This is a genomic window from Neoroseomonas terrae (assembly GCF_018129025.1).
GTDB lineage: Bacteria > Pseudomonadota > Alphaproteobacteria > Acetobacterales > Acetobacteraceae > Neoroseomonas > Neoroseomonas terrae.
In genome coordinates this window covers 1-25606 of the sequence record NZ_JAAEDI010000044.1, presented here as the reverse complement: position 1 = coordinate 25606, position 25606 = coordinate 1, and the positions used below count along the sequence as shown (strand labels likewise).

23 protein-coding genes are annotated in these 25606 nt (G+C 69.1%); 8 read left to right on the top strand and 15 right to left on the bottom strand.

Annotated elements, in window-relative coordinates; translation table 11 throughout:
• Nucleotides 1-24: 24 nt before the first annotated feature.
• The 5 genes from nhaA to GXW78_RS26700 all read right to left on the bottom strand — a co-directional run bounded on the left by nhaA (nt 25) and on the right by GXW78_RS26700 (nt 5170).
• The gene (nhaA, locus tag GXW78_RS26720) at nt 25-1227 is read right to left on the bottom strand and encodes a Na+/H+ antiporter NhaA (protein WP_211871974.1); all 1203 of its coding nucleotides are present in this window, start codon (nt 1225-1227) and stop codon (nt 25-27) included.
• 173 nt (nt 1228-1400) lie between these two features.
• Nucleotides 1401-2744, bottom strand: a complete 1344-nt coding sequence (locus GXW78_RS26715; protein WP_211871973.1) for a tetratricopeptide repeat protein — start codon at nt 2742-2744, stop codon at nt 1401-1403.
• Between the two features lie 39 nt (nt 2745-2783).
• Complete coding sequence (gene dut, locus GXW78_RS26710) at nt 2784-3233, bottom strand: dUTP diphosphatase (RefSeq protein WP_211871972.1); 450 nt, start codon at nt 3231-3233, stop codon at nt 2784-2786.
• Entirely contained in the window at nt 3230-4414 is a 1185-nt protein-coding gene (coaBC, locus tag GXW78_RS26705) for a bifunctional phosphopantothenoylcysteine decarboxylase/phosphopantothenate--cysteine ligase CoaBC (RefSeq protein ID WP_211871971.1), read from the bottom strand. Before coaBC ends, dut begins: the two co-directional genes overlap by 4 nt.
• Nucleotides 4415-4420: 6 nt before the next feature.
• Complete coding sequence (locus tag GXW78_RS26700) at nt 4421-5170, bottom strand: class I SAM-dependent methyltransferase (RefSeq protein ID WP_211871970.1); 750 nt, start codon at nt 5168-5170, stop codon at nt 4421-4423.
• Nucleotides 5171-5340: 170 nt separating this feature from the next.
• On the opposite strand from GXW78_RS26700, the gene mutM reads away from it, so the two are divergent.
• The 7 genes from mutM (at nt 5341) to gyrB (ending at nt 14665) form a co-directional block, all read left to right on the top strand.
• Nucleotides 5341-6231, top strand: coding sequence for a bifunctional DNA-formamidopyrimidine glycosylase/DNA-(apurinic or apyrimidinic site) lyase (gene mutM / locus GXW78_RS26695; protein WP_211871969.1), 891 nt, complete (start codon nt 5341-5343; stop codon nt 6229-6231).
• Between the two features lie 58 nt (nt 6232-6289).
• Nucleotides 6290-7066 carry an enoyl-CoA hydratase gene (locus tag GXW78_RS26690; RefSeq protein ID WP_211871968.1) on the top strand — a complete coding sequence of 259 codons (777 nt, stop codon included), beginning with the start codon at nt 6290-6292 and terminating at the stop codon, nt 7064-7066.
• Between the two features lie 276 nt (nt 7067-7342).
• Nucleotides 7343-7618 (top strand): 30S ribosomal protein S20, encoded by a 276-nt coding sequence (gene rpsT / locus GXW78_RS26685; RefSeq protein ID WP_211871967.1) that lies wholly within the window; start codon nt 7343-7345, stop codon nt 7616-7618.
• A gap of 256 nt (nt 7619-7874) precedes the next feature.
• Nucleotides 7875-9317, top strand: coding sequence for a chromosomal replication initiator protein DnaA (gene dnaA, locus GXW78_RS26680; protein WP_211871966.1), 1443 nt, complete (start codon nt 7875-7877; stop codon nt 9315-9317).
• A 525-nt stretch (nt 9318-9842) separates the two neighbouring features.
• Nucleotides 9843-10973, top strand: a complete 1131-nt coding sequence (dnaN, locus tag GXW78_RS26675) for a DNA polymerase III subunit beta (RefSeq protein WP_211871965.1) — start codon at nt 9843-9845, stop codon at nt 10971-10973.
• Between the two features lie 46 nt (nt 10974-11019).
• Entirely contained in the window at nt 11020-12165 is a 1146-nt protein-coding gene (gene recF / locus GXW78_RS26670; RefSeq protein ID WP_211871964.1) for a DNA replication/repair protein RecF, read from the top strand.
• A 67-nt stretch (nt 12166-12232) separates the two neighbouring features.
• Nucleotides 12233-14665, top strand: a complete 2433-nt coding sequence (gyrB, locus tag GXW78_RS26665; protein ID WP_211871963.1) for a DNA topoisomerase (ATP-hydrolyzing) subunit B — start codon at nt 12233-12235, stop codon at nt 14663-14665.
• 25 nt (nt 14666-14690) lie between these two features.
• Here the strand turns inward: gyrB and GXW78_RS26660 are convergent, their stop codons facing one another.
• The 5 genes from GXW78_RS26660 to GXW78_RS26640 all read right to left on the bottom strand — a co-directional run bounded on the left by GXW78_RS26660 (nt 14691) and on the right by GXW78_RS26640 (nt 19901).
• Entirely contained in the window at nt 14691-15140 is a 450-nt protein-coding gene (locus GXW78_RS26660; RefSeq protein ID WP_211871962.1) for a type II 3-dehydroquinate dehydratase, read from the bottom strand.
• 13 nt (nt 15141-15153) lie between these two features.
• Nucleotides 15154-16455, bottom strand: a complete 1302-nt coding sequence (locus GXW78_RS26655; protein WP_211871961.1) for a TRAP transporter large permease — start codon at nt 16453-16455, stop codon at nt 15154-15156.
• Nucleotides 16452-16925, bottom strand: a complete 474-nt coding sequence (locus GXW78_RS26650; protein ID WP_211871960.1) for a TRAP transporter small permease — start codon at nt 16923-16925, stop codon at nt 16452-16454. The genes GXW78_RS26655 and GXW78_RS26650 overlap by 4 nt, the downstream gene beginning before the upstream one ends.
• A gap of 8 nt (nt 16926-16933) precedes the next feature.
• Nucleotides 16934-17917, bottom strand: a complete 984-nt coding sequence (gene dctP, locus GXW78_RS26645) for a TRAP transporter substrate-binding protein DctP (protein ID WP_211871959.1) — start codon at nt 17915-17917, stop codon at nt 16934-16936.
• A gap of 115 nt (nt 17918-18032) precedes the next feature.
• Nucleotides 18033-19901: a bifunctional sugar phosphate isomerase/epimerase/4-hydroxyphenylpyruvate dioxygenase family protein gene (locus tag GXW78_RS26640; RefSeq protein WP_211871958.1), complete on the bottom strand. Its 1869-nt coding sequence runs from the start codon at nt 19899-19901 to the stop codon at nt 18033-18035.
• 182 nt (nt 19902-20083) lie between these two features.
• Between GXW78_RS26640 and GXW78_RS26635 the strand changes: the two genes are divergently transcribed.
• The gene (locus GXW78_RS26635; RefSeq protein WP_211871957.1) at nt 20084-20980 is read left to right on the top strand and encodes a shikimate dehydrogenase; all 897 of its coding nucleotides are present in this window, start codon (nt 20084-20086) and stop codon (nt 20978-20980) included.
• On the opposite strand, the gene GXW78_RS26630 is transcribed toward GXW78_RS26635, so the two are convergent.
• The 5 genes from GXW78_RS26630 to GXW78_RS26610 all read right to left on the bottom strand — a co-directional run.
• On the bottom strand, nt 20965-21624 hold the full coding sequence (locus GXW78_RS26630) for a TetR family transcriptional regulator (RefSeq protein WP_211871956.1): 660 nt from the start codon (nt 21622-21624) through the stop codon (nt 20965-20967). The genes GXW78_RS26635 and GXW78_RS26630 overlap by 16 nt on opposite strands.
• A 102-nt stretch (nt 21625-21726) precedes the next feature.
• A complete protein-coding gene (locus GXW78_RS26625) occupies nt 21727-22611 on the bottom strand; it encodes an alpha/beta hydrolase (RefSeq protein ID WP_211871955.1) in 885 nt (294 codons plus the stop codon).
• Between the two features lie 121 nt (nt 22612-22732).
• Nucleotides 22733-23845 carry an NADH:flavin oxidoreductase/NADH oxidase gene (locus tag GXW78_RS26620; protein WP_211871954.1) on the bottom strand — a complete coding sequence of 371 codons (1113 nt, stop codon included), beginning with the start codon at nt 23843-23845 and terminating at the stop codon, nt 22733-22735.
• Nucleotides 23842-24522, bottom strand: a complete 681-nt coding sequence (locus GXW78_RS26615) for a DUF2272 domain-containing protein (protein WP_246522671.1) — start codon at nt 24520-24522, stop codon at nt 23842-23844. The genes GXW78_RS26620 and GXW78_RS26615 overlap by 4 nt, the downstream gene beginning before the upstream one ends.
• A gap of 401 nt (nt 24523-24923) precedes the next feature.
• On the bottom strand, nt 24924-25606 hold a 683-nt coding region (locus tag GXW78_RS26610; protein WP_211871952.1), incomplete at its 5' end, for a hypothetical protein.

Sequence of the window (25606 nt, the reverse complement as noted above, 5' to 3'; positions counted from 1 at the left end):
GGGCCGGCGCTGCAACCGGCCCCGTCAGGCCGGCCGCACCTCCGAGGGCATCGGGGCGAGGCGCAGGACCAGCCAACCGAGCGACCCGGCGGCCAAAGACCCGGCCAGGATGCCGATCTTCGCTTCCGCCTGCAGCAGTGGGTAGTCGGCGAAGGCGAGCAGACCGATGAACAGGCTCATCGTGAAGCCGATGCCGCAGAGCAGGGCGACGCCTAGCATATGCGTCCAGGATGCCCTGAACGGCAGGGATGCGATGCCCAGCCGGATGGCGAGCGCCGAGGCGCCGAGAACCCCGACCAGCTTGCCCAGCAGCAACCCTAGCGCGACGCCGAGGGTGAGGGGCTGGGTCGCCGTGTCCAGGCTCAGCCCCGCGAAGGACACGCCCGCATTGGCGAAGCCGAAGATCGGCACGACCAGGAAGGCGACCGGCTTCTGCAGCGCATGTTCCAGCTGATGCAGCAGCGAATGGACCAGGTCGTCCGGGGCGGCGGGCGCCGGCCGCAGCGGGATGGTCAGCGCCAGCAGCACGCCGGCGATCGTGGCATGAACGCCGGACCGCAACACGAAGAACCAAAGCACGACGCCGACCAGCAGGAAGGGCGACAGTCGGGCGACCCCGGTACGGTTCATGCCGATCAGCACCGCCAGCGCGGTGGCGGCGAAGCCGAGGTCGAGCATCGAAAGCTGCCCGCTGTAGAACAGCGCGATGATGACGACGGCGCCGAGGTCGTCGATGATCGCGAGCGCCGCGAGAAACACCTTCAGCGCCGCCGGCACGCGTGGGCCGAGCAGCGACATGACGCCAAGCGCGAAGGCGATGTCGGTCGCCGTCGGGATCGCCCAGCCGCGCGCCATCTCGGCCGAGCCGGCGTTGAAAGCGAGGTAGACCAGCGCCGGCACCAGCATGCCGCCGGCCGCCGCGATGCCGGGCAGGGCGCGGTTCGACCAGGAGGCGAGCTGGCCGTCCAGCATCTCGCGCTTGATCTCGAGTCCGACGAGCAGGAAGAACACTGCCATCAGGCCGTCATTGATCCAGTGGCCGATGCTCATCGGCCCGACATAGGCGCCGAGCGCCGCGAAATAGGCGGGCGCCAGCGCCGAGTTGGCGATGACCAGCGCGGAGGCCGCGGCTGCCATCAGGACCAGCCCGCCAGCCGCTGCGTTGTCGAGGAAGCTGCGGAGGACGGAGATCGGCCGCAGGCCGCGGCGCTGCGGCGCGTCAGCCATGGTGCGGCACGGTCAACAGGACGAAGGACATCGCGGGCGGAAGGGCCATGGGCGTGGTTCTCCGATACCGGCGGCCCGACCGGCATACGACCCTGCCCGGCTGCATCACGCAGCCTGACACCCGAGGACAGTGTCGCATCCCGGGCCGCGATCCGCAAACCCGGCCGGCAGCGTCAGTGGCGCACCGCCCGCGCCGCCTCCGCATAGCCCACGCGCCGATCCGGCGGCACCGGATGGCGCCCGGCGACCCGTTCCAGCAGCAGCCGCGCATCCTCCTGCATTCCCGCCTTCATCGCGGCATCGAGGAAAAGCTGCTCCAGCACGTCCTGCTGCGCGTGGCTGCCGCCCATGCGGTGCATCACGCCGATCGCGGGCCGCATGGCCGCGACGGCGCCGGCGTGGTCCCCCTGCGCATGGGCGAGCACGGCCTCGCAGACCGGGATTGCCGCGTCGCGCAGAATAGGCGCGATGGTGCCCGGCCGCGCCGCGGCTTCCCGCATCGCATCGAGCATGCGCGATGCCGCCTGGGTGCGCCCCGTCGCCGCCAGCGCCATCATCCAGTGGGGCAGGGTGAAGGTGGACAGGCAATCGCCGATCCGCGCCTCGGCCTTGTCCGCGATCTCGATCCAGCGGTCGCCGACATCAACGCCATGACGTTGCAGCCGGAACAGCATGGACGCCGCGTTTTGCACGTCGATGTAGAGATCGGGCATGGCCTGGACCAGCGCGCTGCCATGGTCGCGGAAGCCGCGGTCGTACAGGCCGAGCACCTCGTCATGCTCGCCGCGTTCCAGGTGATACATGGCGCGGTGCCACCACAGATGATGCAGCAGGTTCGACCCGCCGTCCCAATGCTGCTCCAGCCCCTTGAGCCAGGTGATGCCTTCTCCGCGCCGGCCCTGCATCTCCAGGATGTGGGCGACGCCGTGGGTGGCCCAGAGATCGCCGGGATCGAGCGCGACGGCCGCGCGGCCGGCTTCCTCCGCGACGGTGTAGTTGCCGCATTCCTCATTGGCGAAGCAGCGGCAGGCGAGGATGGACCCGTAGCCAGGAATCGCCGCCGACCAGTGCGGCGAGACGCCATCGACGGCGCGCAGCATCTGCCCCACGCGCCCCAGCCAGAAGGCGCAGAAATGATGCAGCCGGAAGGCGAGGACATCGTGAGGATGCGTGGCCATGATCGCTTCCCACGCGGCGAGCGCGGCATCCACCTCGCCATCCGCCCAGAGCGTCAGGGCCGCGGCATGCGCGCGTTCGCGTCCCGTTCCGGCATGCCGCGCGGCGGCCGCGGCGGCTTCCCGCGCGCGGGGCACCATGGCGGCGTTGTAGGCGAGCATGGCGAAGGTACCCTGCAGCACCAGCCCCATCGGCATCCCGGGGTCCAGCGCCATCGCCGCCTTCAGCCGCTGCCCCGCATCGGCACGATACTTCAGGTAGCCCTCGACCACGCGGTCATAGGCGGCGGCGGCCTCGTCCGAGGCGGCGGTGAGCGTCAGTCCCTGCGCATCGACGGCCATGAAGCATCCTCCTTGCGCCGCCTCACGCCCGGGCGGCTTCTAGCTTCCGGTAGACCCGAATCCGCCGCTGCCGCGTGTGGTGTCGGGCAGTTCGGCGACCTCCCGCCAGCGCGCGCGCACCACCGGGGCGATGACCGCCTGGGCGATGCGCATCCCGCGCTCGATGGTGAACAGCGCGTCACCGGCATTCATGATGATGACGCCAAGCTCGCCCCGGTAATCCTCGTCGATCGTGCCGGGGCTGTTCGGCAGCACGATCCCGTTCTTCAGCGCCAGCCCTGACCGCGGCCGCACCTGCAGCTCGTATCCGGGCGGGATGGCGATGCGCAGCCCGGTCGGCACCAGCATCCGCGCGCCGGGCGCGAGCGTCATGGAGGACATGACGGCCGCGAGCAGATCCATCCCGGCTGCGCCCTCGGTCGCATAGGATGGCAGCGGCAGGTCCGCCGCATGCGGCAGACGGACGACGTCAATGATCGGGTGGCTCATGCCAGTGCCTCCGCAATGCGCGCGGCGAGGCGCCGGGCGACGTCCTCCTTCGCCATGCGCGGCCAATCCTCGATGCCGGACCCGGTCACCAGATGCACCGCGTTCTCCGCCCCGCCCATCACGTCACCCGACACATCATTCGCCACGATCCAGTCGCACCCTTTCCTGGCGCGCTTGGCGACGGCGTTGTCGACGACATGCTCCGTCTCCGCTGCGAAGCCGACGACGAGGCGTGGCCGGTGCGGACCGGCAGCCGCCAGCGTCGCCAGGATGTCGGGGTTCAGCGCGAGTTCGAGCGGCGGCGGCGCCGCGCCCGGCACCTTCTTCATCTTCTGGTCCGCCTCGCGCGCCGTGCGCCAATCGGCCACGGCGGCGGCGCAGACCGCAGCGTCGGCGGGCAGCGCGGCCTCGCAGGCGGCGAGCATCTCGCGCGCGCTTTCGATCCGCGTCACCGTCACGCCGGGCGGATCGGGCTGGTTCACCGGCCCGCTGACCAGGGTGACGCGGGCACCCAGCGCCGCGAGGGCCGTGGCGATGGCGTGGCCCTGCTTGCCGGAGGATCGGTTGGCGATGTAGCGCACCGGGTCGATCGGCTCGTGCGTTGGCCCGCTGGTGACGAGGATGTGCCTGCCCGTCAGGGGCCCGGCCGACAGCGCGGCACGGATTGTCTCAAACAGCTCCACCGGCTCCAGCAGGCGGCCAGGCCCGCTCTCCGGTTCCGCCATCGCGCCGTCCGCCGGGCCGGCGATGCGGACGCCGCGTTCGCGCAGCGTGGCGATGTTCGAAATGGTCGCCGGGTGGCTCCACATGGCGGGGTTCATCGCCGGTGCAACCATCACCGGCGCGCGCGTCGCGAGCAGCACGCAGGTGGCAAGGTCGTCCGTGAGCCCGTTCGCCATCTTCGCGATGAGGTCGGCCGACCCCGGCACGACGGCGATCAGGTCGGGCCAGCGGGCGAGGCGGATATGGCCGATCTCGGCCTCCGCCGCCCAGAGGTCGTCATGCACGCGCTCGGCGGTGATCGCTGCCAGCGCTTCCTTCGTCACGAACCGCGCGCCGCCGGCCGTCAGGATGGACATGACCTGCGCGCCGTCCTTGCGCAGCAGGCGGGTCAGTTCCAGCGCCTTGTAGGCGGCGACCGAGCCCGAGACGATCAACAGGATGCGGCGGCCGGCGAGCATCGGACGCTACAGCCGCCAGCCCGTATGGATGGCGACGATGCCGCCCGAGAGGTTGCGGTGTTCCACCCGCTCCATCCCCGCATCGCGCATCATCTGCGCCAGGGTTTCCTGGTCGGGGAACATGCGGATGCTTTCCGCGAGGTATTCATAGCTTTCGCGATCCTTCGCCACGCGCGCGCCGATCTCGGGCAACGCCTTGAAGGACCAGGCATCGTAGAGCGGCATGAGCGCCGCGACTTCCAGCTTCGAGAATTCCAGGCAGTGGAACCGTCCGCCGGGGCGCAGCACGCGCCGCGCCTCCCTCAGCACCGCGTCCTTGTCGGTACAGTTGCGAAGGCCGAAAGCGATCGAGATCTTCTCCACGCTGCGGTCGGGCAGCGGGATGTGCTCGGCATCCACCACCATGAAGTCGAGCCCGGCGGCGAGGCCGCGATCGAGCGCGCGCTTGCGCCCGACTTCCAACATGGCCGGATTGACGTCCGTTAGGATCACATGGCCGGCGCCGCGTTCCTTGGCGAGGAAGGAGATGTCGCCCGTGCCGCCGGCGAGGTCGAGCAGCGTCTCCCGCGCCGAGCAGCCGATCGCGTTGACGAAGATGCGCTTCCACACGCGATGGACGCCGAGCGACATCAGGTCGTTCATCACGTCGTAGCGTGGGGCCACGCTTTCGAAGACCTCGCGGACCATGGACGCCTTCTCGGCGCGGGGCACGCTGCGGAAGCCGAAATCGGCGCTGTCCTGGGGGCTGTCGCTCATCGTGGGACCACCATAGAGCGTTTTCCGCTCACGCGGAATTCGGCACCGGCCCGCACCCCCCCGGCCACCCAGTCCAGGATACTGTCGTTGGGTGGCCGGGTGGGGGTGCGGGCCGGTGCCGTCCGATTGGAAAACGCCCTAATCTGCCGGGCGCGAGGAAGGGAGGCATCATGCCCGAATTGCCCGAGGTCGAAACCGTCATGCGCGGCCTCGCCGCCGTGCTGGAAGGCCATCGGATCGTCGAGGTGGCGCAGCGCCGGCCCGATCTGCGCTTTCCCTTCCCGGAGAACCTCGTTCGTCGGGTGGAGGGTCATCGCATGCTGTCCTTCCGCCGGCGGGCCAAATACATGCTAGCGCGGCTGGACAGCGGGGAGAGCCTGCTGATCCACCTCGGCATGTCGGGGCGCATGGTGGCGCGGCAGGCCGGCGCCCCGGTGGTCGCCCGGCTGGCGCCGCAGGGCCTTGCTTCCGATGCGCGCGGGCACAACGCCCCGCCGGAGGCCCACGAGCATCTGGTGCTGACGACCGACCATGGCTGGCGGGTCGGCTTCGTCGATCCGAGGCGTTTCGGGAGCATCGACCTGGTCGCGACCGGCCGGGAAGACGAACACCGGCTGCTGCGCGGCCTCGGCCCCGAGCCGCTGGATGACGCCTTCACCGATGACGTGCTGTCCGCCGCGCTGGTCGGCAGGCACACGCCCATCAAGGCGGCGCTGCTGGACCAGGGCGTCGTGGCCGGGCTCGGCAACATCTATGTGTGCGAGGCGCTGTACCGCGCGGGCATCTCCCCGCGGCGGCTGGCCGCGAGCGTCGCGGGCGCGCGCGCGGCGCGGCTGGTGCCGGCGATCAAGGCGGTACTGGCCGAGGCCATCGGGGCAGGTGGCTCGTCCCTGCGGGATTACGTCCGGGCGGATGGGGAGGTCGGGCGTTTCCAGGACCATTTCGCCGTCTACGGGCGGGAGGGGGAGCAATGCCCGCATTGTGGCCCGGCCTGCCCGGGCATCGGCCGCATCGTGCAGGCCGGCCGGTCCACCTTCTTCTGCCCACGCCGGCAGCGTTGAGGGGCCCGGCCGCCTGGGCTACAGGCGAAGTACCATTCGAGGGCGAGGAACACGGCGCATGGCCTATGAAATGATCCTGACCGAGACGCAGGGAAAGGTCGCCATCATCCGGCTGAACCGCCCCCAGGCGCTGAATGCCCTGTGCGACCAGCTGATGACCGAACTGGGCGACGCGCTGCGCGGCTATGACAAGGACCCTGCCATTGCCGCCATCGTCGTGACCGGCAGCGAGCGCGCCTTCGCCGCCGGCGCCGACATCAAGGAGATGAAGGACCGCACCTATCCGGCCGTGTACTTCAACGATTTCATCGGTGAACGCTGGGAGACGCTGCTCGAGATCCAGAAGCCGGTGATCGCCGCGGTGGCGGGCTTCGCGCTCGGCGGCGGCTGCGAGCTCGCCATGATGTGCGACCTGATCATCGCCGCCGACACGGCGAAGTTCGGCCAGCCGGAGATCAACCTCGGGATCATTCCGGGTGCCGGTGGGTCCCAGCGCCTGACCCGCGCGGTCGGCAAGTCCAAGTCCATGGAGATGATCCTGACCGGCCGCATGATGGATGCGGCGGAGGCGGAACGGTCGAACCTCGTCTGCCGTGTGGTGCCCGCCGCCGGGCTGGTGGCCGAGGCGGTGAAGATCGGCGAGAAGATCGGCGCGCTGTCCGCACCATCGGTCGCCATGGCCAAGGAAGCGGTGAACGCCGCCTTCGAGAGCGGCCTGCGCGAAGGCGTGCGCACCGAGCGGCGGCTGTTCCTGAGCCTGTTCTCGACCGAGGACCAGAAGGAGGGCATGTCGGCCTTCGCTGAGAAGCGCAAGCCAACCTTCCACAACCGGTAGCTGTGTCGCGGGTGTGCCGTGCACCCCTTGCATTGCCGCAATGCAAGGGGCGCAACGATGTGCCCTTCGTCTAAGTTGTTGTTGTCGCCGGTATCCCCGCGCAGCATGCGGCGAACGACCGGATGCGGCCCGTCCCTGCCGCGGTGTTCATGGACGTCCCGCAAGGCCATGCTTGACGCCGCAAGCCGGCCGGCATTAGAAACCCGGCCTCCAGTGCAGCGGCCCGCAGGTCGCAGCCCGATAAAACCATTCAGTCAGATGTGAACCGGAAGCCCCATGGCGAACACCGACTCTGCGCGCAAGCGCATCCGCCAGACCGAGAAGCGTACCGCGCGCAACAAGGCGCGGAAGTCTCGCGTGCGCACCTTCGTGCGCAAGCTGGAAGAGGCGATCGCCAGCGGGGACAAGGCCGTCGCGCAGGAAGCGTTCCGTGCCGCGCAGCCCGAGATGCAGCGCGCCGTGACGAAGGGCACCCTGCACGCCAACACGGTTGCCCGTAAGATCTCGCGCATGTCCGCGCGCGTGAAGGCCCTGGGCGCCGCCCAGGCCTGATCCGCATCGCCTGCGGGCGATGCGGCTTACCGTACCGAATACCTGTAGTCCGTCCTCCCGCGGCGCAGCCTCTGCGCGCGCGTGAGGCGTGTTGACGCCTGTGATTCATCGCTGGTGCCAGCACGACTTTGTCGCTTGCGACAGGCATGTGACGCGGTAGTCTTCACGGCCTGGGGGTCGAATTCTCTTTCAACACGCCGCCTGCGTTTCGGGTGGCAGGCTTCAGTAGCAAGCCGCGTGAAGGAGTAGCTGGGGGATGGCCATGGAGAAGCAGCTCGGGTCCGATGCCGCGCGCTCCGCAGCATCCCTTCAGGAATCCTGGGCCCGCATCCGCGGCCGCCTGCGCGAAGAAGTGGGCGAGGTCGAATACCGCACCTGGCTGCGCCAGATGACCCTGGTGGGCATCGAGGCCGACGAGATCATCGTTCATCTGCCGACGCGCTTCCTGCGCGATTGGGTCCGCAGCCACTACGGCGACCGTCTGCGCGCGCTGTGGCAGCAGGAGATAGCGGAGCTTTGCCGCGTCGACGTGCGCGTCGGCCCACAGCCGCGCGTTGCCGCCCCTGCCGGCGAGGAAGACAATGCCGGTGCGGCGCCGGCGCCGCAGCCCGGCCTTGCGGAGGCGCTGACGTCGCGGGCGCCGCGCGCCAATGGCGCCGACCCCCGCAGCGAATGGTCCGCGCCGCTCGACCCCCGTTTCAGCTTCGACAGCTTCGTCGTCGGCAAGCCGAACGAATTCGCCTATGCCTGCGCGCGCCGCGTGGCCGAGAAGCCGGCCTTCCCGGGCTTCAACCCGCTGTTCCTCTATGGCGGCGTCGGCCTCGGCAAGACGCATCTGATGCACGCGGTCGCCTGGGCGATCCGCGGCGGCGCGCAGTCGCGCAACGTCGCCTACATGTCGGCCGAGAAGTTCATGTACCGCTTCATCTCGGCCCTGCGCAGCCAATCGACGATGGAATTCAAGGAGAGCCTGCGTTCGGTCGACGTGCTGATGGTCGACGACCTGCAGTTCCTGATCGGCAAGGACAACACGCAGGAAGAATTCTTCCACACCTTCAACGCGCTGATCGACGCCGGCAAGCAGATCATCATCAGCGCGGACAAGTCGCCTTCGGACCTCAACGGCCTGGAGGACCGACTTCGCACCCGCCTCGGCTGCGGCATGGTCGCCGATCTTCATGCCACCACCTACGAACTGCGGATCTCGATCCTGCAGGCGAAGGCGATGGCGGCCGGTGTCAACGTACCGAAGAACGTCCACGAATTCCTCGCGCACAAGATCACGTCGAATGTCCGGGAGCTGGAAGGCGCGCTGAACCGCCTGATCGCGCATGCGAACCTGTTCGGCCGCGCCGTCACGCTGGAATCCGCGCAGGACGTGCTGCATGACCTGCTGCGCGCGCATGACCGCCGCGTCACGATCGAGGAGATCCAGCGCAAGGTCGCCGAGCACTACAACATCCGCTTGACCGACATGTCCTCCGCCCGCCGCGCGCGCAATGTGGCGCGCCCGCGGCAGGTCGCGATGTATCTCGCGAAGCAGCTTACGTCCCGTTCCCTGCCCGAGATCGGGCGCCGCTTCGGCAACCGCGACCACACGACGGTGATGCACGCAGTGTCGCGCATCTCGGAACTGATGCAGGCGGACAGCGCATTCGCGGAGGATGTCGAACTGCTGCGGCGGATGCTGGAGACTTGAGGACAGTCCGCTAGGCACGGGCGGACCGGAAAGGGGCTTTGCCCCTCTCCGGACCACACCCCACCAAAGGCCCGAGGCCTTTGGAAACCGATTCCTGCGTGGCTGGCTGGTCGCCAGAACGCGGACGGCGCGGCGCGAGATGCCAAGGATGTTTGCAGGTATCGACACCGCGTTCCTCGGTGCCGACTGGCGCCCGGTCGCCAAGCAGAACCTTCTGCGCTCATCGCGCACTGCCTTTCTGCAAGGGCGGCCAAAGGTTTCCAAAGGCCTCGGGCCTTTGGCGGGGAGAGTCCGAGAGGGGCGGCGCCCCTATCGGTCCAGTCCGCCGCCCAATCAACCCCACCGCCTTTCCCGCCTTTCCCCCTCTGAATCGCGCTGATATGGTGCGGCCCCCTCGGTATCCGGCCTTGCGGGCCGATTCGGCCTTGGCCGGGGGCTGCTGGGGACAGGGGAGATTGGCGGCCCTGCCCCGGCCCGTGCCGGGCCTGGCGGTGGCTGCCACAAGGATCGGGGCGTCGGGCTGCGATGAAGTTTACGGTGGACAGGGCAGTGCTGCTCAAGGCTCTGGCGCATGTGCAGAGCGTGGTCGAGCGCCGCAACACCATCCCTATCCTCGCGAATGTGCTGCTGGATGCGAAGACCGAGGGCAGCCTGACGCTGACCGCGACCGACATGGAGATCGCGGTGGTCGAGGAGATCGCCGGCGTGACCGTGCCGCGCGGCGGCCGCACGACGGCGCCGGCGGCGACGCTGTACGAGATCGTCCGCAAGTTGCCTGACGGCGCGCGGGTCGAACTCGACCACGGAGGCGGTGACGGACCGCTGACGCTGCGGGCTGGGAAGTTCAACACGTCGCTGGCGGTGCTGCCGGTCGATGATTTTCCGTCGATGACGGAAGGCAAGCTGCCGACGAAGTTCAGCGTGAAGGCCGGCGTGCTGCGGGACCTGATCGACCGGACGCGCTTCGCGATCAGCACCGAGGAAACGCGCTACTACCTCAACGGCATCTACCTGCATGCCGCGGAGGCGGAGGGTGCGTCGGTGCTGCGCGCCGTGGCGACCGACGGGCATCGCCTGGCGCGCGTTGAGGAGCCGCTGCCGGACGGTGCCAAGGGCATGCCCGGCGTGATCGTGCCGCGCAAGACGGTGCAGGAAGTCCGCAAGCTGGCCGACGAGACGCAGGACGAGATCGAGATCCGCCTGTCGGACACCAAGATCCGGTTCGGCATCGGTACTGTCGCGCTGACCTCGAAGCTGATCGACGGCACCTTTCCGGAATACGAGCGCGTCATCCCGCGCGGCAACGACAAGAAGCTGACCGTGCCGAAGAAGGATTTCGAGGAAGCGGTGGCGCGCGTGGCGGCCATTTCCTCGGAGCGTTCGCGACCGGTGAAGCTGTCGATCTCGCGCAACAACCTGTTGCTCTCGGCGGCGAGCCCTGACCAGGGGCAGGCGCAGGAGGAATTGGACAGCGATACCGTCAGCTATGAGAGCAGCCCGCTCGAGATCGGCTTCCAGGCGCGATACCTCACGGACATCACGGCGCAGATCGGCGAGAAGATGGAGTTCCTTTTCGCCGACGGCGCCGCGCCGACCATCGTGAAGGATGAAGCGAAGCCCGAGGCGCTGTACGTGCTGATGCCGATGCGCGTGTAGCAACGACGGGGCGGCGCGGGCCCGTCGGACGCGCCATATAGGGTCCATGCTGCGCCTGACCCGCCTTCGCCTGACCGACTTCCGGTCCTGGGCCTCGATCGAGGTTCATTTCGCCGCGCCGATCGTCGCCATTGCCGGCGAGAACGGCGCGGGAAAGACCAACCTGCTGGAGGCGATCTCGTTGCTCGGGCCGGGCCGCGGGCTGCGCGGGGCGCGGATGAGCGAGCTCGGCCGCCGCGGCGACGGCGGCTCGCGCCCCTGGGCCGCGGCGGGCCGCTTCGCGACGCCACACGGCGCCTTCGACATCGGCACCGGGGCCGACGCCGAGGCGGCAACCGACCGCCGCGTCTTCCGCCTCGACGGCAACCCGGTCCGTACCCAGTCCGACCTCGCCGATCGCATCGCCGCCGTCTGGCTCACCCCGCAGATGGACCGGCTGTTCCAGGAGAGCGCCTCGGGCCGGCGTCGCTTCCTCGACCGCCTTGCCTGGGCGCTGGAACCCACCCATGCGCGGGAGGTCGCCGCACACGACAACGCGATGGCCCAGCGCAACCGCCTGCTCGCGGGCGGGCGCGCCGACGCGGCCTGGCTGGCGGGGCTCGAGGATGCGATGGCGCGGCACGCCGTCGCCGCTTCCGCCGCACGGCGTGCGCTGGCAGCGCGGCTGAACGCCGTGATGGCCGCCGGCACCACCACGGGCGCCTTTCCGGCGGCGCGGATGGACCTGGTCTGCCCCATAGCCACGGCGCTGGCCGAACAACCCGCCCTGGCTGTCGAGGACGCTTTGCGTGGCGCCCTGGCGGCTGATCGCCGGCGTGATGCCGCTGCCGGTGGGGCTGCGCGAGGTGCCCACCGCGCCGACATGGCGCTGGTCCACCTGCCAAAGGACCAGCCGGCGGAATTGTGCTCGACCGGCGAGCAGAAGGCGCTGCTGATCTCGACCGTGCTGGCCCACGCATCGCTGATCGCCGAGGCACGCGGCTTCGCGCCGCTGCTGCTGCTGGACGAGGTCGCGGCGCATCTCGATTCCGCGCGCCGGACGGCGTTGTTCGCGGCCCTCGCGACCCTGCCTGCGCAATCCTTCCTGACCGGCACGGATGCCGAGGTTTTCAGCCCGCTTGCGGGCATCGCGGACCGCTTCCGCGCCACCCCGGGAAACCTCGCGCCGGAGGGCGATAGCGGGTCGCCTTGAGGGGCAGGAAGCCCTATATTGCAACTGACATCAAATACCCCCTTCCAAGTAGGAGCTAGCGCGTCGCATGAGCGAGCCCGCGCGTCCCGAATCAGACGCCTACGACAGCGCCTCCATCACCGTCCTTCGGGGCCTCGAAGCCGTGCGGAAGCGGCCGGGGATGTATATCGGTGACACCGACGACGGATCTGGCCTGCACCACATGGCCTTCGAGATCATCGACAACGCCGTTGATGAGGCACAGGCGGGCTTCGCGACGGCGTGCCATGTCACGCTGAACGGCGACGGCTCGGTCACGGTTCGCGACGACGGGCGCGGCATCCCGACCGATATCCATGCCGAGGAAGGGATTTCCGCCGCGGAGGTGGTGCTGACGCGCCTGCATGCGGGGGGCAAGTTCAACCAGAATTCCTACAAGGTCTCGGGCGGCTTGCACGGCGTCGGGGCGGCGGTGGTGAACGCGTTGTCCGAGTGGATGGAAGTCCGCATCTTGCGTGAAGGCCGTGACCATCGGCTGCGCTTCGAACACGGCGACACTGTCGTGCCCTGCGAGGTGGTCGGCACCGCCGTTGACGGCCAGACGGGCACGCAGGTCACCTTCAAGCCCTCGGCGCTGACCTTCACGAAGACCGAATTCGACTTCGCGGTGCTGGAGCGCCGGCTGCGCGAACTCGCCTTCCTCAATTCCGGGCTGGCCATCACGCTGCGTGACGAACGTCATGCCGAGGTGCAGGAGACCGCCTTCAAATTCGATGGCGGCCTCGTTGCCTTCGTCGAATGGCTCGACAAGGGCAAGAATCCTGTCTTCGCCCAGCCGATCAGCGTGGTCTCGAAGGAACAGGACGGCATCCGCGTCGAGCTCGCACTGCGCTGGAACGACAGCTACCACGAGACGATGCTGTGCTTCACGAACAACATCCCGCAGCGGGATGGCGGCACGCATCTGGCCGGCTTCCGACAGGCGCTGACGCGCGTGCTGGGCAAGGTGGCCGACAGCCTGTCCAGCAAGAAGGACAAGGTCGCGCTGGCCGGCGAGGACATGCGCGAAGGCATCACCGCCGTACTCTCGGTGAAGGTGCCCGATCCGAAGTTCTCGAGCCAGACCAAGGAAAAACTCGTTTCCTCGGAAGTGCAGCCGATCGTCCAGATGGCCGTCGCCGACGCGCTGACCCATTGGTTCGAGACGCATCCGAAGGAATCGAAGGAAGTCGTCGGTAAGATCATGGATGCCGCGGCGGCGCGCGAGGCCGCGCGCAAGGCCCGTGAGCTGACGCGGCGCAAGGGCGTGCTGGATGTTTCCTCCCTGCCCGGGAAGCTCGCCGACTGCCAGGAACGCGACCCGAGCAAGTGCGAGCTGTTCCTCGTCGAGGGTGACTCGGCCGGCGGTTCCGCGAAGCAGGGGCGTGACCGCGCCTTCCAGGCGATCCTGCCGCTGAAGGGCAAGATCCTGAATGTCGAGCGCGCGCGCTTCGACCGCATGCTCGGCAGTGCGGAGATCGGCACGCTGATCACCGCCCTCGGCACCGGCATCGGCCGCGGCGAGGTCAGCGAGGGCGGCTTCGACGCCGGTAAGCTGCGCTATCACCGCATCGTCATCATGACCGACGCCGATGTCGACGGCTCGCATATCCGCACGCTGCTGCTGACCTTCTTCTTCCGGCAGATGCCGGAACTGATTACGCGCGGGCACCTCTACATCGCGCAGCCGCCGCTCTACCGCGCGAAGCGCGGCAATGAGGAGCGCTACCTGAAGGATGACCGCGCGCTCGAGGACTTCCTGATCGAGAAGGCGCTGTCCGGCGCCGCGCTGCGCTTCTTTGACGGCCGCCTGCTGACGGCGGATGACCTGAAGGCCGAGCAGGAGTTCCATCGCCAGGCGACGCAGCGCATCCGCCGCCTGTCCGGCGTGGTGCCGGCCGAGATCGTGGAACAGGCTGCGGTGGCCGGGGCGCTGACGCTGGATGCGGACCGCGCCACGGCAGCGGCGCAGGCGCTGGCCGCGCGGCTGAATGATCTGGCACCCGCGAGCGAGCGCGGCTGGGTCGTCACCAGCGGTGAGGCTGGGCTGACGCTGGCGCGCACCGTCCGCGGCGTGACCGAGCGCCACACGCTGGACGCCACGGCGCTGCGCAGCGCGGAGGCACGCTGGCTCGACGAGCGTCGCGATCGACTGGCGCGCGACTTTGCCGGTGGTCCCGCGGTGCTGGTGCTCGGTTCGCATGAGCACCCCGTGCACGGACCGATGCAGGCTTTCGACCGGCTGATCGCGGAAGGCCGCAAGGGCCTTGCCATCCAGCGCTTCAAGGGGCTGGGCGAGATGAACCCGGACCAGCTGTGGAAGACCACGCTGGACCCCGCCGCGCGCACGCTGCTGAGGGTGCGCGTCGAGGATGTCGAGGACGCCGAGCAGGTCTTCTCGACGCTGATGGGCGATCTGGTGGAGCCGCGCCGCGACTTCATCGTGGGCAACGCGCTGAAGGTCGCGAATCTCGACGTCTGATGGCTGCGCTCGTGCCCGCTGCCCGTCAGCGGGCAGGGTCTTCCGTGAGCAGGTCCAGCATCGAGCGTACCGCAGTGGCATAGCCGCGGGCCCCGAGGCCGGCGATGACCGCTGTGGCGACGGGGGAGATCAGCGAGTGGTGGTAGATCGGGTCCCGCTTGTGGATGTTCGAGATGTGCAGCTCGATGATCGGGCCGCTGAACATCTTCAACGCATCCAGCAGCGGGATGGAGCGGAAGGTCAGCCCCGCCGGGTTGATCACGATGCCGGATGCTTCGGTATCGATCGCCTCATGGATCCAGTCCACGAGCTGGCCTTCCCAGTTGGTCTGGCGAAAGAGCACGGCTTCCGCACCGGCTTCGGCGTGACACATCGCCTCGATCTCCTCGAGCGTCGTGCGGCCGTAGATTGACGGCTCCCGCTTGCCGAGGCGGTTGAGGTTCGGTCCGTTCAGCACATGGATGATCTGGGGCATGGCGGGATTCTCCTCAGCCCTGGTAGCCGAGGTGGCGTGGCAGCCAGAGCACCAGTTCCGGCACATAGGTGATCAGGAACAGCGAAGCGGCCATTGCGATCAGGAAGGGAAGCGTGTCGCGCACCACCGCCATCAGCGGCTGGTTCGAGAGTTTGGCGACGATGAACAGGAGCAGCCCGTAGGGCGGCGTGACCAGGCCGATCATGATGTTCACCACGACCATCACGCCGAAATGCACCATGTCGACGCCGAGCGCCTGTGCCGTCGGCACCAGCACCGGCACCACGACCAGCAGGATGGTGCTGCCCTCGATCAGGCAGCCGAGCACGAGCAGGATGAGGTTTACCACCAGCAGGAACTGCCATTGCGACATCTCCCAGCCCGCGAGGATGTTTCGCACGGTGCCCGGTACGTTCTCGCTGGTGATGACGTAGTTGAACGCCAGCGCGCCGGCGATGAGCATGCCGATCGCGGCGGTCGATCGCGCGCTCTCCCGCACCGCTTGCCATGTCTGCGCGAGCGTCAGGCTGCGGTAGAAGACCGCGGCGATCAGCCAGGCATAGGCGGCGGCGACGGCGGCGGCCTCGGTCGGCGTCATGACGCCGCCATAGATTCCACCCAGCAGGATCACCGGCATCAGCAGCGCCGGGAAGGCTTGCAGCGTCAGTCGCGGGAACTCGCGCAGCGGCACGCGCTCCGCAACGGGGAAGTTGTGGCGGTGCGCCATCCAGCTGTTGATGGCCATCTGGGCGATGGCCATGATGAAGCCGGGGATGACGCCGCCGAGAAAGAGGTAGCCGATCGAGGCATCGGCGACGAGCGCGTAGAGCACCATCGGGATGGAGGGCGGGATGATCGGCCCGAGCACCGCAGTCACTGCCGTCAGCGCGGCAGCGTAGCTGGGCGTGTAGGCGCCGTCCTTCGTCATCATGTCGATCTGGATCTTGCCGCTGCCCGCGGCATCGGCGATCGCGGATCCGGACATGCCGGAGAAGATCACGCTCTGCACGACGTTGACGTGCCCAAGCCCGCCGCGGAAGCGCCCGACCAACAGGTTGCAGAAGCGCAGCAGCCGGTCCGTCAGGCTGCCCGCATTCATCAGCCCGGCGGAGAAGATGAAGAGCGGCACGGCCAGCAGCACATAGCTGCCGTTGAGCCCGTTCAGCACCTGCTCGGCGGCGACCGACATGTCCTGCCCGGACAGGCCGAGATAGACGACGCTGGCGGTGATCATCGCCAGCCCGATCGGCAGCCCCATCAGGGACAGGCCTATCAACGCGACCATCGCGAGGGTGAAGGGATCGTGCAGGTTCACGCGCTCACCCACAGGCGGCGGCCCGTCATCGCGCGCCAGACGATGGCGCCGTGGCGGACGATCATGGCGACGGCGAAGATCAGATAGACCGAGTAGAGAAGATCAAAGCGGATGCCGAGATAGGCGCTGCGCTCCACCTTCATGAAGGTGACGTAGTCCACCATCGCCGGCAGCGACCAGGTGAAGACGATCACCACGACGCCGCTGCTGATCCCGTCGCAGATCCGCCGCACCGGGCCCGACATCAGCGCGTAGATGACGTCGAAGCGGATCTCCTCCTCATCGCGCAGCACGAGTCCGGCGCCCCATAGGATGCCCCACACCCAGGCCAGGGTGGACATCTCGGCCGTCCAGCTCAGCGGCGCGTTCAGCACGTAGCGCGTGACGATCTGCAGCATGAAGGCGACGAACATCGCCAGCAGCAGCGCGGAGAGCACGTCCTCCGCGCGGCGGCCGAACCAAGCGATCATGGACGGGATCAGCGGATCGCGCTGATGCGGTCGAGGATCCCCGCCGGCCAGCTCTGTGACTGGCTGGAAGCGAGGTAGCGCCGCTGTGCCTCCGCCCGGAAGGCATCGACATTCGGCACATAGACCTCTAGGCCCTGCGCCTTGAAGAAATCGACGATCTCCTGCTCCTGCGCGAGATGGCGCTGCGTGCTCTCCGCGATCGCCTTGTCGGCAGCGGCCTGGATCGCGCTGCGCTGTGCCGGCGTCAGCCCATCCCAGAAGCGGGCGGAGACGGAGAGCAGGTCATAGGCGACAAGGTGGCTGGTCAGCACGAACTGCGTCGTCACTTCGTAGAAGCGCATCGTGCGACTGGCCGGCAGCGGATTGTCCTGCCCATCCACCGTGCCGGATTGCAGCGCTGTGTAGAGCTCGGCGAAGGCGACGGGTGTCGGGTTGGCACCGAGCGCTTCGCCCAGGAATTGCCACGCCTCGCCGGGCGGCATGCGCAGCTTGATGCCGGCCATGTCGGCCGGCGTGCTGATGCGCCGGCGCGGCTTCAGGTTCACATGCCGCGTGCCGAAATAGAGCGGGCCGAGGATGTGCACGTTGAGCTGGTCGCGCACCATCTTCTTGAATTCCTCGCCGACCGGACTGGCGAAGACCTTGTTCATGTGATCGACGTCGCGGAACAGATAAGCCGAGGCCATCACCGACCAGGCAGGAATCTGGCGCGAGAAGTCCTGCGGGGCGAGGTTCGCCATCTCCACATTGCCGCGCTGGATTGCAACCAGCTCCGTGCCCTGGCGGAACAGGGTCGCGTTCAGGTGCAGCTCGACCTCGAACTCGGAAGCGAGGTCGCGCTGGAAGCCACGCATCGCCTCCGCCCGGATGTCCTGGTCCGAGAAGACGGCGGTGAAGCGCAGGCGCCGGCGGGTCTGCGCCCAGGCCGATAGCGACGGCGCCGCCAGCACCGCCGCCGTCAGCAGCGAGCGGCGTCCGAGATGCGATTGCATGGGCGTTTCCTTCCCTGGACTTTGTCCTGGCCGCTTGCTGCGGCTTGGCTCGACGCTACGGATCGGTATGACCCGAATCAACATGGTTTGGGCCGGCGACGGGTTCTGACGGGACTCACGAGGATGCCTCACGCCGCTGCGCCGCCATGCGGACGGATGCATTGGCCGCGCCGAAGCCCGTGTAGCCCGCGCCGCGCTCGACCACCTCCAGGAAGATGCGGTCGCGGAACTGCCGCGTATAGGCATGCCGGAACTCGCGGCCCTCCGCATCGCGGTCGTACAGGATGTGGTGAGCTTCAAGCCGCGCCAGCTCATCCCCGTCGAGACCGAAGCGCGCGTTCAGGTCCTCGTAGTAGTTTGCGGGAATGTCGAGCAGCGCGGCATGTCGTTCCCCCGCGCCATCCAGCACGCGCGTGACGTCGGAGGCCGCGAAGGCGAGGTGATGCACGCCCGCACCGGCCAGCGCGGAGATGAAGCGGCCGGTGCCCGTGCGCGAACTCTCCGAGACGTTCAGCGGCAGGCGCACCGATCCGTCGCGTGAGGTGAACGCCCGCGATCGGACGAGGCCGTAAGGGTCCGGCAGCTCCCACGGCGTCTCCGGCTCCAGCCCGAACAGGGCACGGTAGAACAGCACGAAGGTTCCCATGACGCCGGGTGCGACGGCCTGCGCCGCGTGGTCGATGCCGAGCAGGGGCGCCGGCTCAGCGGCCGCAGTCTCGAGGATGAAGTCGTCTTCCCAGATCGGTCTTTCGCTGTGCGCAGGGTCCGCGACCAGATAGATCAGCGTGCCGTCGGGCACGCGCACCGCAGGGATGCGGCGTTCGCCCTCGCCGATGCGCTCGCGCCACACCGGGTACTGCAGCGCCTCCGCCCGTCCAACGAGGCGGTCGGGATCGTCCACGCGAAAGGCGAGGGCGCAGACGGCGGGACCAAGCTGCTCGAAGCGTTCCGAGGCGGCGCTGTCGGGCTCGGCATTCAGCACCAGGTTGGCGCCGCCGCTGCGCCATAGATCGACATCCTTCGAACGGTGCCGGCCCGCATGCCGGAAGCCGAGTCCGCCGAGATAGCGGCCAAGTTCCTGGCGTGCTGCCGCATCGACGGCGAACTCCGCAAACTCGATGCCCGAGAAGTCCGGCAATGCGGGCAGGGGGGCGAGGCCGGCCTGCTCCATCAGCCAAATCAGGCTGCGCTGGCCGTCACGTGCGATGCGCCGCGACGGTGCGGCCCGGAACTCGTCGTTGAACACCTCGAGCGACAGCAGCCCCGCCCACCCCGTCGCGAGGAGATCCGACAGGAACTGCGCGACCGGCAATTCTCCCTGCCCGGGGAAGAGGCGGTGATGACGGCTCCAGGACAGCACGTCCATCGACAGGCGTGGCGCGTCGGCGAGCTGAAGGAAGAAGATCCGTTCGGCGGGAACCGCGCCGGCAAGCCCGGAAAGATCGTCGTCGAGCGCCAACGTATGGAAGCTGTCGAGGCAGAGGCCGAGCGCGGGATGGTCGGCGGCCCGCACGATCTCCCAGGCCTGGCGCCATCGGCTCACATGCCGGCCCCAGGCCAGGGCTTCGTAGCAGACGCGCAGACCGTGGCGGTCGGCGCGTTCGGCCATCTCCCGCAGGTCGGCCGCCGCGCGGGCGGGGTCGTCGATCGCTGCGGGCTGTACGTTGGAACAGACCAGCACGAGGTCGGTGCCGAGGGCCTGCATCGTGTCGAACTTGCGTTCCGCGCGGTCGAGGTTGCGGGCCCGCTGAGGCTCCGGCATCGCCTCGAAGTCGCGGAAAGGTTGAAAGATCGCGATGCGAAGGCCGAGGTCCGAGCACATGCGCCGCACCTCGGCCGGGCTACCGTTGAAGGTAAGCAGATCGTTCTCGAACATCTCGATGGCGTCGAAGCCGGCCGCCGCCGCGGCTTCGAGCTTGTCCGGCAGCGTGCCCGACAGGCAGACGGTGGCGATCGATGTCGGCAGGCGGCGCGCCGCGTCCATGGAGATCTCCGTCCGCTGTCGAGGAAGGACCACAGGCCGGTATCGACATCCCAGCCTGTAGCTGGCCTGGATGTTGACGTGTATGTACTGGTTAGTTAATTAAAGCGTCAAGCATGTTCGTCGGGCGCCAGAGAGTCGCCGGTCGCCCCCGCCATGGCCGGTGACCGGTCAGGAGGAATGCGATGGGGTCTGCGGACGCATCCCCAGCCGTGCTGGCGGGCCTGATCGGCCAGGACATCGCCGCGTCCAGCACGCCCGCCATGCATGAACATGAGGGGGCCGCGCAGGGATTGCGGCTGATATACCGCCGCATCGACCTGGCCGTGCTCCGGCTGGGCACCGAGGCGCTGCCTGATCTGCTGCGGGCGGCGGAGTGGATGGGCTTCGCCGGGTTGAACGTCACCTATCCCTGCAAGCAAACGGTTGTCCCGCTGCTCGACGAACTGTCGGGCGATGCGCGGGCGCTGGGCGCGGTGAATACCGTCGTGCTGCGGGGCGGGCGGCGCATCGGCCATAACACCGATTGCTCCGGCTTCGCGGAAAGCTTCCGCCGCGGCATGCAGGGTGTCGCGCGCCTGCGGGTCGTCCTGCTGGGTGCCGGCGGCGCCGGCGCCGCGGTGGCGCACGCGCTGCTCGGCGACGGCATCGGGGAGATCGCGATCGCCGATACCGAGGCAGCCCGCGCGGAAGCGCTTGTCGATGGGCTGCGCGCACGGTTTGGGCGCGAACGCGCTGCGGTCTGCGCGGACCTCTCCGCAGCGGTGGCGAAAGCCGACGGGCTGGTGAACTGCACGCCGGTCGGCATGGCGAAACTGCCCGGCACGCCGCTGCCGGTGGCCCTGCTGCATCCCGGCCTGTGGGTTGCGGACGTCGTCTACTTCCCGCGCGAAACCGCGTTGCTGCGCGCCGCCCGGGCGCGCGGGTGCCGCATCCTCGACGGTGGGGGGATGGCAGTCTTCCAGGCGGTGGGCGCGTTCCGGCTGTTCACGGGCCTTGAGCCCGACGCGGAACGCATGCTGCGGCACTTCGTGGACATGTCGGCGTCCGGTGACGCGTCAAGCTCCTACGGCTGCACGTAGCGCAGCACCGCCTCCTCGATCATGCGGCGATGGCGGCGTGCAGCGTCCGCGTTCGCCTGGTCGCGGCCAAAGATCGCGCGCAACGTGTGGCGGTTGGACACGCGGTAGAAGCAGAAGCCGCTGATCAGCATGTGCAGGTCAAGCGCATCGAGGCCGGGACGAAACGCGCCGGACGCCTCGCCGCGTGCGATCAGGTCCCGCAGCGTGCCAATGACCGCCGCGTTTCGTGCACGAATGGTGGGGGACGCCGCGACGATCCGCGCTTCGTGAATGTTCTCCACGCTGACCAGCCGGACGAACTCGGGATGCGCGGCGTGATGATCGAAGGTGACCTCCACCAGGCGCCGCAGCGCCTCGACCGGCGGCAGCGCATCAAGGTGAAGCGCCTGCTCCGCATCGCGCATGGCGCCATAAAGGTGTTCGAGCACCGCGGCATAGAGCTGCGTCTTGCCGCCGAAATAGTAATAGATCATGCGCTTGGTTGTGCGCATGCGTGCCGCGATATCGTCCACGCGCCCGCCCGAGAAGCCCTTCTCGCTGAACTCCGCGATCGCCGCTTCCAGGATCTCCCTGCGGGTTTCGTCGGCGTCACGGCGGCGGGGGGTCTCGCGCGGCGATCCCGCCGGGGCATCGGTATCTGGCATGCGGCGCGTCGGCCCCTATCCTTCCGCACCCAATGTCGCACAGGCGGGCAGGGTGCGCAGCGTTGCCGAGGCGGGGCGCCGCCCGGTAGCGTCTGGCGCGCGTTACCCGCCGCCGCGCTGCCGCAGGAAGGCGCCGGCCGATGCCAGCGCCTGCCGGCCTTCGGTAAGCCTCGCCGCCCACAGCGCCCAGGCATGGATCATGCGCGGCCATATCTCGAGCCGCACGGGCACCTCGGCAGCACCGAGCCGGCCGGCGATGCGCACCGCGTCATCCAGCAGCGTCTCGGCCGAACCCACCTGCACGAGCACCGGCGGCAGCCCGTGCAGATCGGCATGCAGGGGCGAGACCAGCGGATCGGCTGCCGGGGTGCTGCCGCGATAGGCGGCGGCCAGTTCTTCCAGATAGCCGCGATGGATCAGCGGATCTTCCGCATCCTTGCTGTCCATGCTCCCGCCCGCCATCGCCAGGTCCACCCATGGCGAGGTGAGCCACGCGCAGCCGGGCAAGGGCCGGCCGCCGTCGCGCAGCGACATCATCAGCGCGAGCGTCAGCCCACCGCCGGCGCTGTCGCCGCCCACTGCGATATCCGCCGGCGCGATGCCCTGCGCCAACAGTGCCTCATATGCCGCGCGCGCATCCTCGAGCGCGGCGGGGAAAGGATGCTCCGGTGCCAGCCGGTATTGCAGCGCCAGTGCGCGCATGCCGCCCGCCTGGCCGGCGCGTGACGCCATGGTGCGATGGCTGACGATGGAGCCGGAGCAGTAGCCGCCGCCGTGCAGGAACAGCAGCACGCGCCTCGTATCCACGCCCGGCGCTTCGGACCATTCGGCCGGAACGCCTGCGATGGTGGTGGCCGTGAAAGCGATGTCGGTGGGCGGCGCATCCACTGCCGCCACCTCATCGATCCGCGCGCGGCGCTCCGCCCAGCCGACCGGGCGGGGGCGGCCGGTCAGCAATGCACGGACGCCGTCGATCTCCGATGCCATCGGCTTAGCCCCCTTCCCGTCGATCAGCCACTGCCCCGGCGCGCCGCCGGGGCGGCGCGCATGCCACGGATGATGTCGTCCTGCAGGCCGCGCGCCAAGCCGGCGCGGCGGCCGCAGCCCATCAGAGCGCCTGCATCGGCACCGCCACCGTCCTGTCCATCTCTAGCTTCGCCAGCGTGTTCCAGCCGCGCTCGTATTGCGGCGGGATCGCCAGCGTCGGCGTGCGGCCGAGTTCCACCGCCGCACGCAGCGGCCAGTATGGTTCGCGCAGCAGCACGCGCGCCAGCAGGATCAGGTCGGCCTTGCCTTCCGTCAGGATCGCCTGCGCCTGCGCCGGCTCCGTGATCAGCCCGACCGCGGCGACGGGGATGTCGGCACCTTGCCTGACTGCCGCCGCGCCCGGCACTTGATACCCCGGCCCAAGCAAGATCTTCTGCCCGGCATCGAGCCCGCCCGAGGACACGTCGATGACATCGACGCCGAGCGCCTTTACCCGCCGCGCGAGCTCGACGCTCTCCTCCGTCGTCCAGCCACCCTCCACCCAGTCGGTGTGGGAGATCCGGAGCGCCAGCACGACATCCTCCGGGATCGCGGCGCGGACCGCCGTGGCGACTTCGCGCACGAAGCGCGTACGGCCCTCGAAGTCGCCGCCCCATGCGTCGTTGCGGCGGTTCGAGATCGGGCTGCAGAACTGGTGTGCCAGATAGCCGTGCGCGCCGTGGATCTCGATGAACCGGTAGCCGGCCTGCACGGACCGCTTCGCCGCCGCGACGAAGGCCGCGATCGTGGCGGCGATCTCAGCCTCGGTCATGGCGTGCGGGACGGCGAAGCCCTCGAACGCCTCCGCGGACGGCGCCATGCAGGTCCAGGACGGCACGGCCGGCCCATGCACCCACGGCGCCGCGCGCGAGGCCTTGCGCCCGGCATGGGCGATCTGGATGCCGGCGACCGATCCGGTCGCATGCACCGCCGCGACGATACGCGCATGCGCTTCCATCTGCGCGTCGTTCCAGATGCCGACATCGGCGGGCGTGATGCGCCCCTCCGGCACCACGGCCGAGGCTTCGGTGATCACGAGTCCCGCGCCGCCAACGGAACGTGAGACGAGGTGCTGCATGTGCCAGTCGGTCGGCACGCCGTCATCGCGGCAGGAGTACATGCACATCGGCGAGACGCCGATGCGATTCTTCAGCGTGACGCCACGCAGCGTGAAAGGTGAGAAGAGATCGTTCACGAGGATGGACTCTCATTGTGGGATGGCGAGGACCACGGGGGCAGGCGCCCCAGCCGGTTCTCCAGGACGGCGAACCATGTGGGTTGCCCCGCCGGCCTGGGAAGAAGGCGGCCTGTCGCATCGGCTCGGAAGCTGGACAGGGTCACGGCGTCACGGATGTTGCCGCCGACCGCCTCGACCACGCCCGGCGCCACCCGCACGACGATGTCGCAATGCATCGGCCGGAAGCGGCCCGCTTCCTGCAGCCGGTCGCGCCAGCCCGGCAGCGGCCGCGATGATCGGTCCGCGCAGACCAGATCGCCCACCTGCGGGGCCCGTTCCGTCACGTTGTAGGGAACGAACGGCGCCATCGTCGGGAAGCGCATCGCATCGGCGATCAGCGCGTCAAGGTAGAAGGCATGCGAGGCCGACGGCCTGAACTCCCGCGCATCCACGCCCGCGCTGCGCATGACGAAGGAGATGAAGGCCGCCGACCAGGCCGGTTCCCGCCACAGGGCCGCGCTGCCCTGCCGGTACAGGGCGCGGTTGCGCGCAATCGGATCCACGCCCTCGGGCACGGCACGCCAGTAGGCGAGCACGCGCGGGAAGTTCGCCGGGTCGGACTCCAGCGCCGGCGGCACGGCGGTGTCGTACTGGCGGCCCCAGTCCTCCCACTCCGCGGTCGCAATGCGCAGCATGCGGTCGCGCGCGGCCGGCGGGTAGGTCAGCGGGGGTTCCAGGGACGGCGGGGGCGGCGCGGTACAGGCGGCGAGGGTGAGAAGAATGGCGGCGGTGGCTGCGGAGAGGGGCTTTGCCCCTCTCCGGACCTCACCCCACCAAAGGCCGAAGGGCCTTTGGAAACCAATACCTGGCGCCGAAGCGCCCGGGCGTGCCGTGGCGGCGCCGGGGCCATGGCCCAGCATGGCCCGCATCTGCGCCAGGGTGCGGGCGCATGCGGCAAGCCAATTCCTGTTACCCGACGCGTCGTGGCTTCGCGCCGCGCCCTTCCCGCTCAACACCCGGTATTGGTTTCCAAAGGCCCTTCGGCCTTTGGCGGGGTGGTTTGGAGGGGCGGAGCCCCTCCGATCTTCCGTCCCTCTCATCGCCCCATCGCCCCTTCGGGCGGCACCAGTGCCGCCAGTGCCGCGACCTGTGCCGACAATGGTCCGTCCACGATCAGAGCGTCTCCTTCCGGTCTTATCCGCGCCTGCAGGAAGCGCAGCGCGAGGTCGGCAAGGAAGGCCAGCCGTCGCGCCTCCGCCTCCGATAGGGCCAGCACGCCGGTTGCCCGGGCGGTCTGGGCCGCACGCAGGGCACGCAGCAGCAGCGCCAGTTCCTCGGTGCCCGCGGCCGGTGCTGCGGGCAAGGTAATGGTATCCACCGGGCCGGGGAGGGTGATCAGCGCCAGGGCGTCGATGCCACGCCGAACCGCCTCTCCGGCTTGACCGCCGAAGGGCAGGCTCCGCGCCAGCGCCAGCAGGGCGACGGCGTGCTCGGCGACGAAGGCCATCGCCCCGGTCTCGCGGAACACGCCGTCATCGGCCTGGGTGGCGCAGAGTCGCGTGGCGAGTGCCTCGGCCTGCGCGCGGTCTTCCTCGCTGTGGGAGGCATGGAAGAGCGATCCGGCCGTCATCAGCGCCTGGGCCAGCTCGGCCGGTGCGGTCTCGGTGTCCGGCAGCGCGGCAAGATTGAGCCGCGCGGCTGCCGTCATTTCCGCGGCGCGCGCCGGGTCGCCGAGCAGCGCCTGGGTGGCGAGCGCCGCGGCGATGCGCTGGCGGGGCG

Excerpts from the sequence above, each read along its gene's own strand:
- GXW78_RS26650 (WP_211871960.1), bottom strand. The coding sequence starts at position 16,925 with ATGATCGCTTGGTTCGGCCGCCGCGCGGAGGACGTGCTCTCCGCGCTG.
- dctP (WP_211871959.1), bottom strand. The coding sequence starts at position 17,917 with ATGCAATCGCATCTCGGACGCCGCTCGCTGCTGACGGCGGCGGTGCTG.
- gyrB (WP_211871963.1), top strand. The coding sequence starts at position 12,233 with ATGAGCGAGCCCGCGCGTCCCGAATCAGACGCCTACGACAGCGCCTCC.
- GXW78_RS26640 (WP_211871958.1), bottom strand. The coding sequence starts at position 19,901 with ATGGACGCGGCGCGCCGCCTGCCGACATCGATCGCCACCGTCTGCCTG.
- coaBC (WP_211871971.1), bottom strand. The coding sequence starts at position 4,414 with ATGCTCGCCGGCCGCCGCATCCTGTTGATCGTCTCGGGCTCGGTCGCC.
- GXW78_RS26625 (WP_211871955.1), bottom strand. The coding sequence starts at position 22,611 with ATGGCATCGGAGATCGACGGCGTCCGTGCATTGCTGACCGGCCGCCCC.
- GXW78_RS26615 (WP_246522671.1), bottom strand. The coding sequence starts at position 24,522 with ATGCTGCGCATTGCGACCGCGGAGTGGGAGGACTGGGGCCGCCAGTAC.
- dnaN (WP_211871965.1), top strand. The coding sequence starts at position 9,843 with ATGAAGTTTACGGTGGACAGGGCAGTGCTGCTCAAGGCTCTGGCGCAT.
- GXW78_RS26715 (WP_211871973.1), bottom strand. The coding sequence starts at position 2,744 with ATGGCCGTCGATGCGCAGGGACTGACGCTCACCGCCGCCTCGGACGAG.
- nhaA (WP_211871974.1), bottom strand. The coding sequence starts at position 1,227 with ATGGCTGACGCGCCGCAGCGCCGCGGCCTGCGGCCGATCTCCGTCCTC.
- rpsT (WP_211871967.1), top strand. The coding sequence starts at position 7,343 with ATGGCGAACACCGACTCTGCGCGCAAGCGCATCCGCCAGACCGAGAAG.
- GXW78_RS26630 (WP_211871956.1), bottom strand. The coding sequence starts at position 21,624 with ATGCCAGATACCGATGCCCCGGCGGGATCGCCGCGCGAGACCCCCCGC.
- recF (WP_211871964.1), top strand. The coding sequence starts at position 11,020 with ATGCTGCGCCTGACCCGCCTTCGCCTGACCGACTTCCGGTCCTGGGCC.
- mutM (WP_211871969.1), top strand. The coding sequence starts at position 5,341 with ATGCCCGAATTGCCCGAGGTCGAAACCGTCATGCGCGGCCTCGCCGCC.
- GXW78_RS26635 (WP_211871957.1), top strand. The coding sequence starts at position 20,084 with ATGGGGTCTGCGGACGCATCCCCAGCCGTGCTGGCGGGCCTGATCGGC.
- GXW78_RS26690 (WP_211871968.1), top strand. The coding sequence starts at position 6,290 with ATGGCCTATGAAATGATCCTGACCGAGACGCAGGGAAAGGTCGCCATC.
- GXW78_RS26660 (WP_211871962.1), bottom strand. The coding sequence starts at position 15,140 with ATGCCCCAGATCATCCATGTGCTGAACGGACCGAACCTCAACCGCCTC.
- dnaA (WP_211871966.1), top strand. The coding sequence starts at position 7,875 with ATGGCCATGGAGAAGCAGCTCGGGTCCGATGCCGCGCGCTCCGCAGCA.
- dut (WP_211871972.1), bottom strand. The coding sequence starts at position 3,233 with ATGAGCCACCCGATCATTGACGTCGTCCGTCTGCCGCATGCGGCGGAC.
- GXW78_RS26700 (WP_211871970.1), bottom strand. The coding sequence starts at position 5,170 with ATGAGCGACAGCCCCCAGGACAGCGCCGATTTCGGCTTCCGCAGCGTG.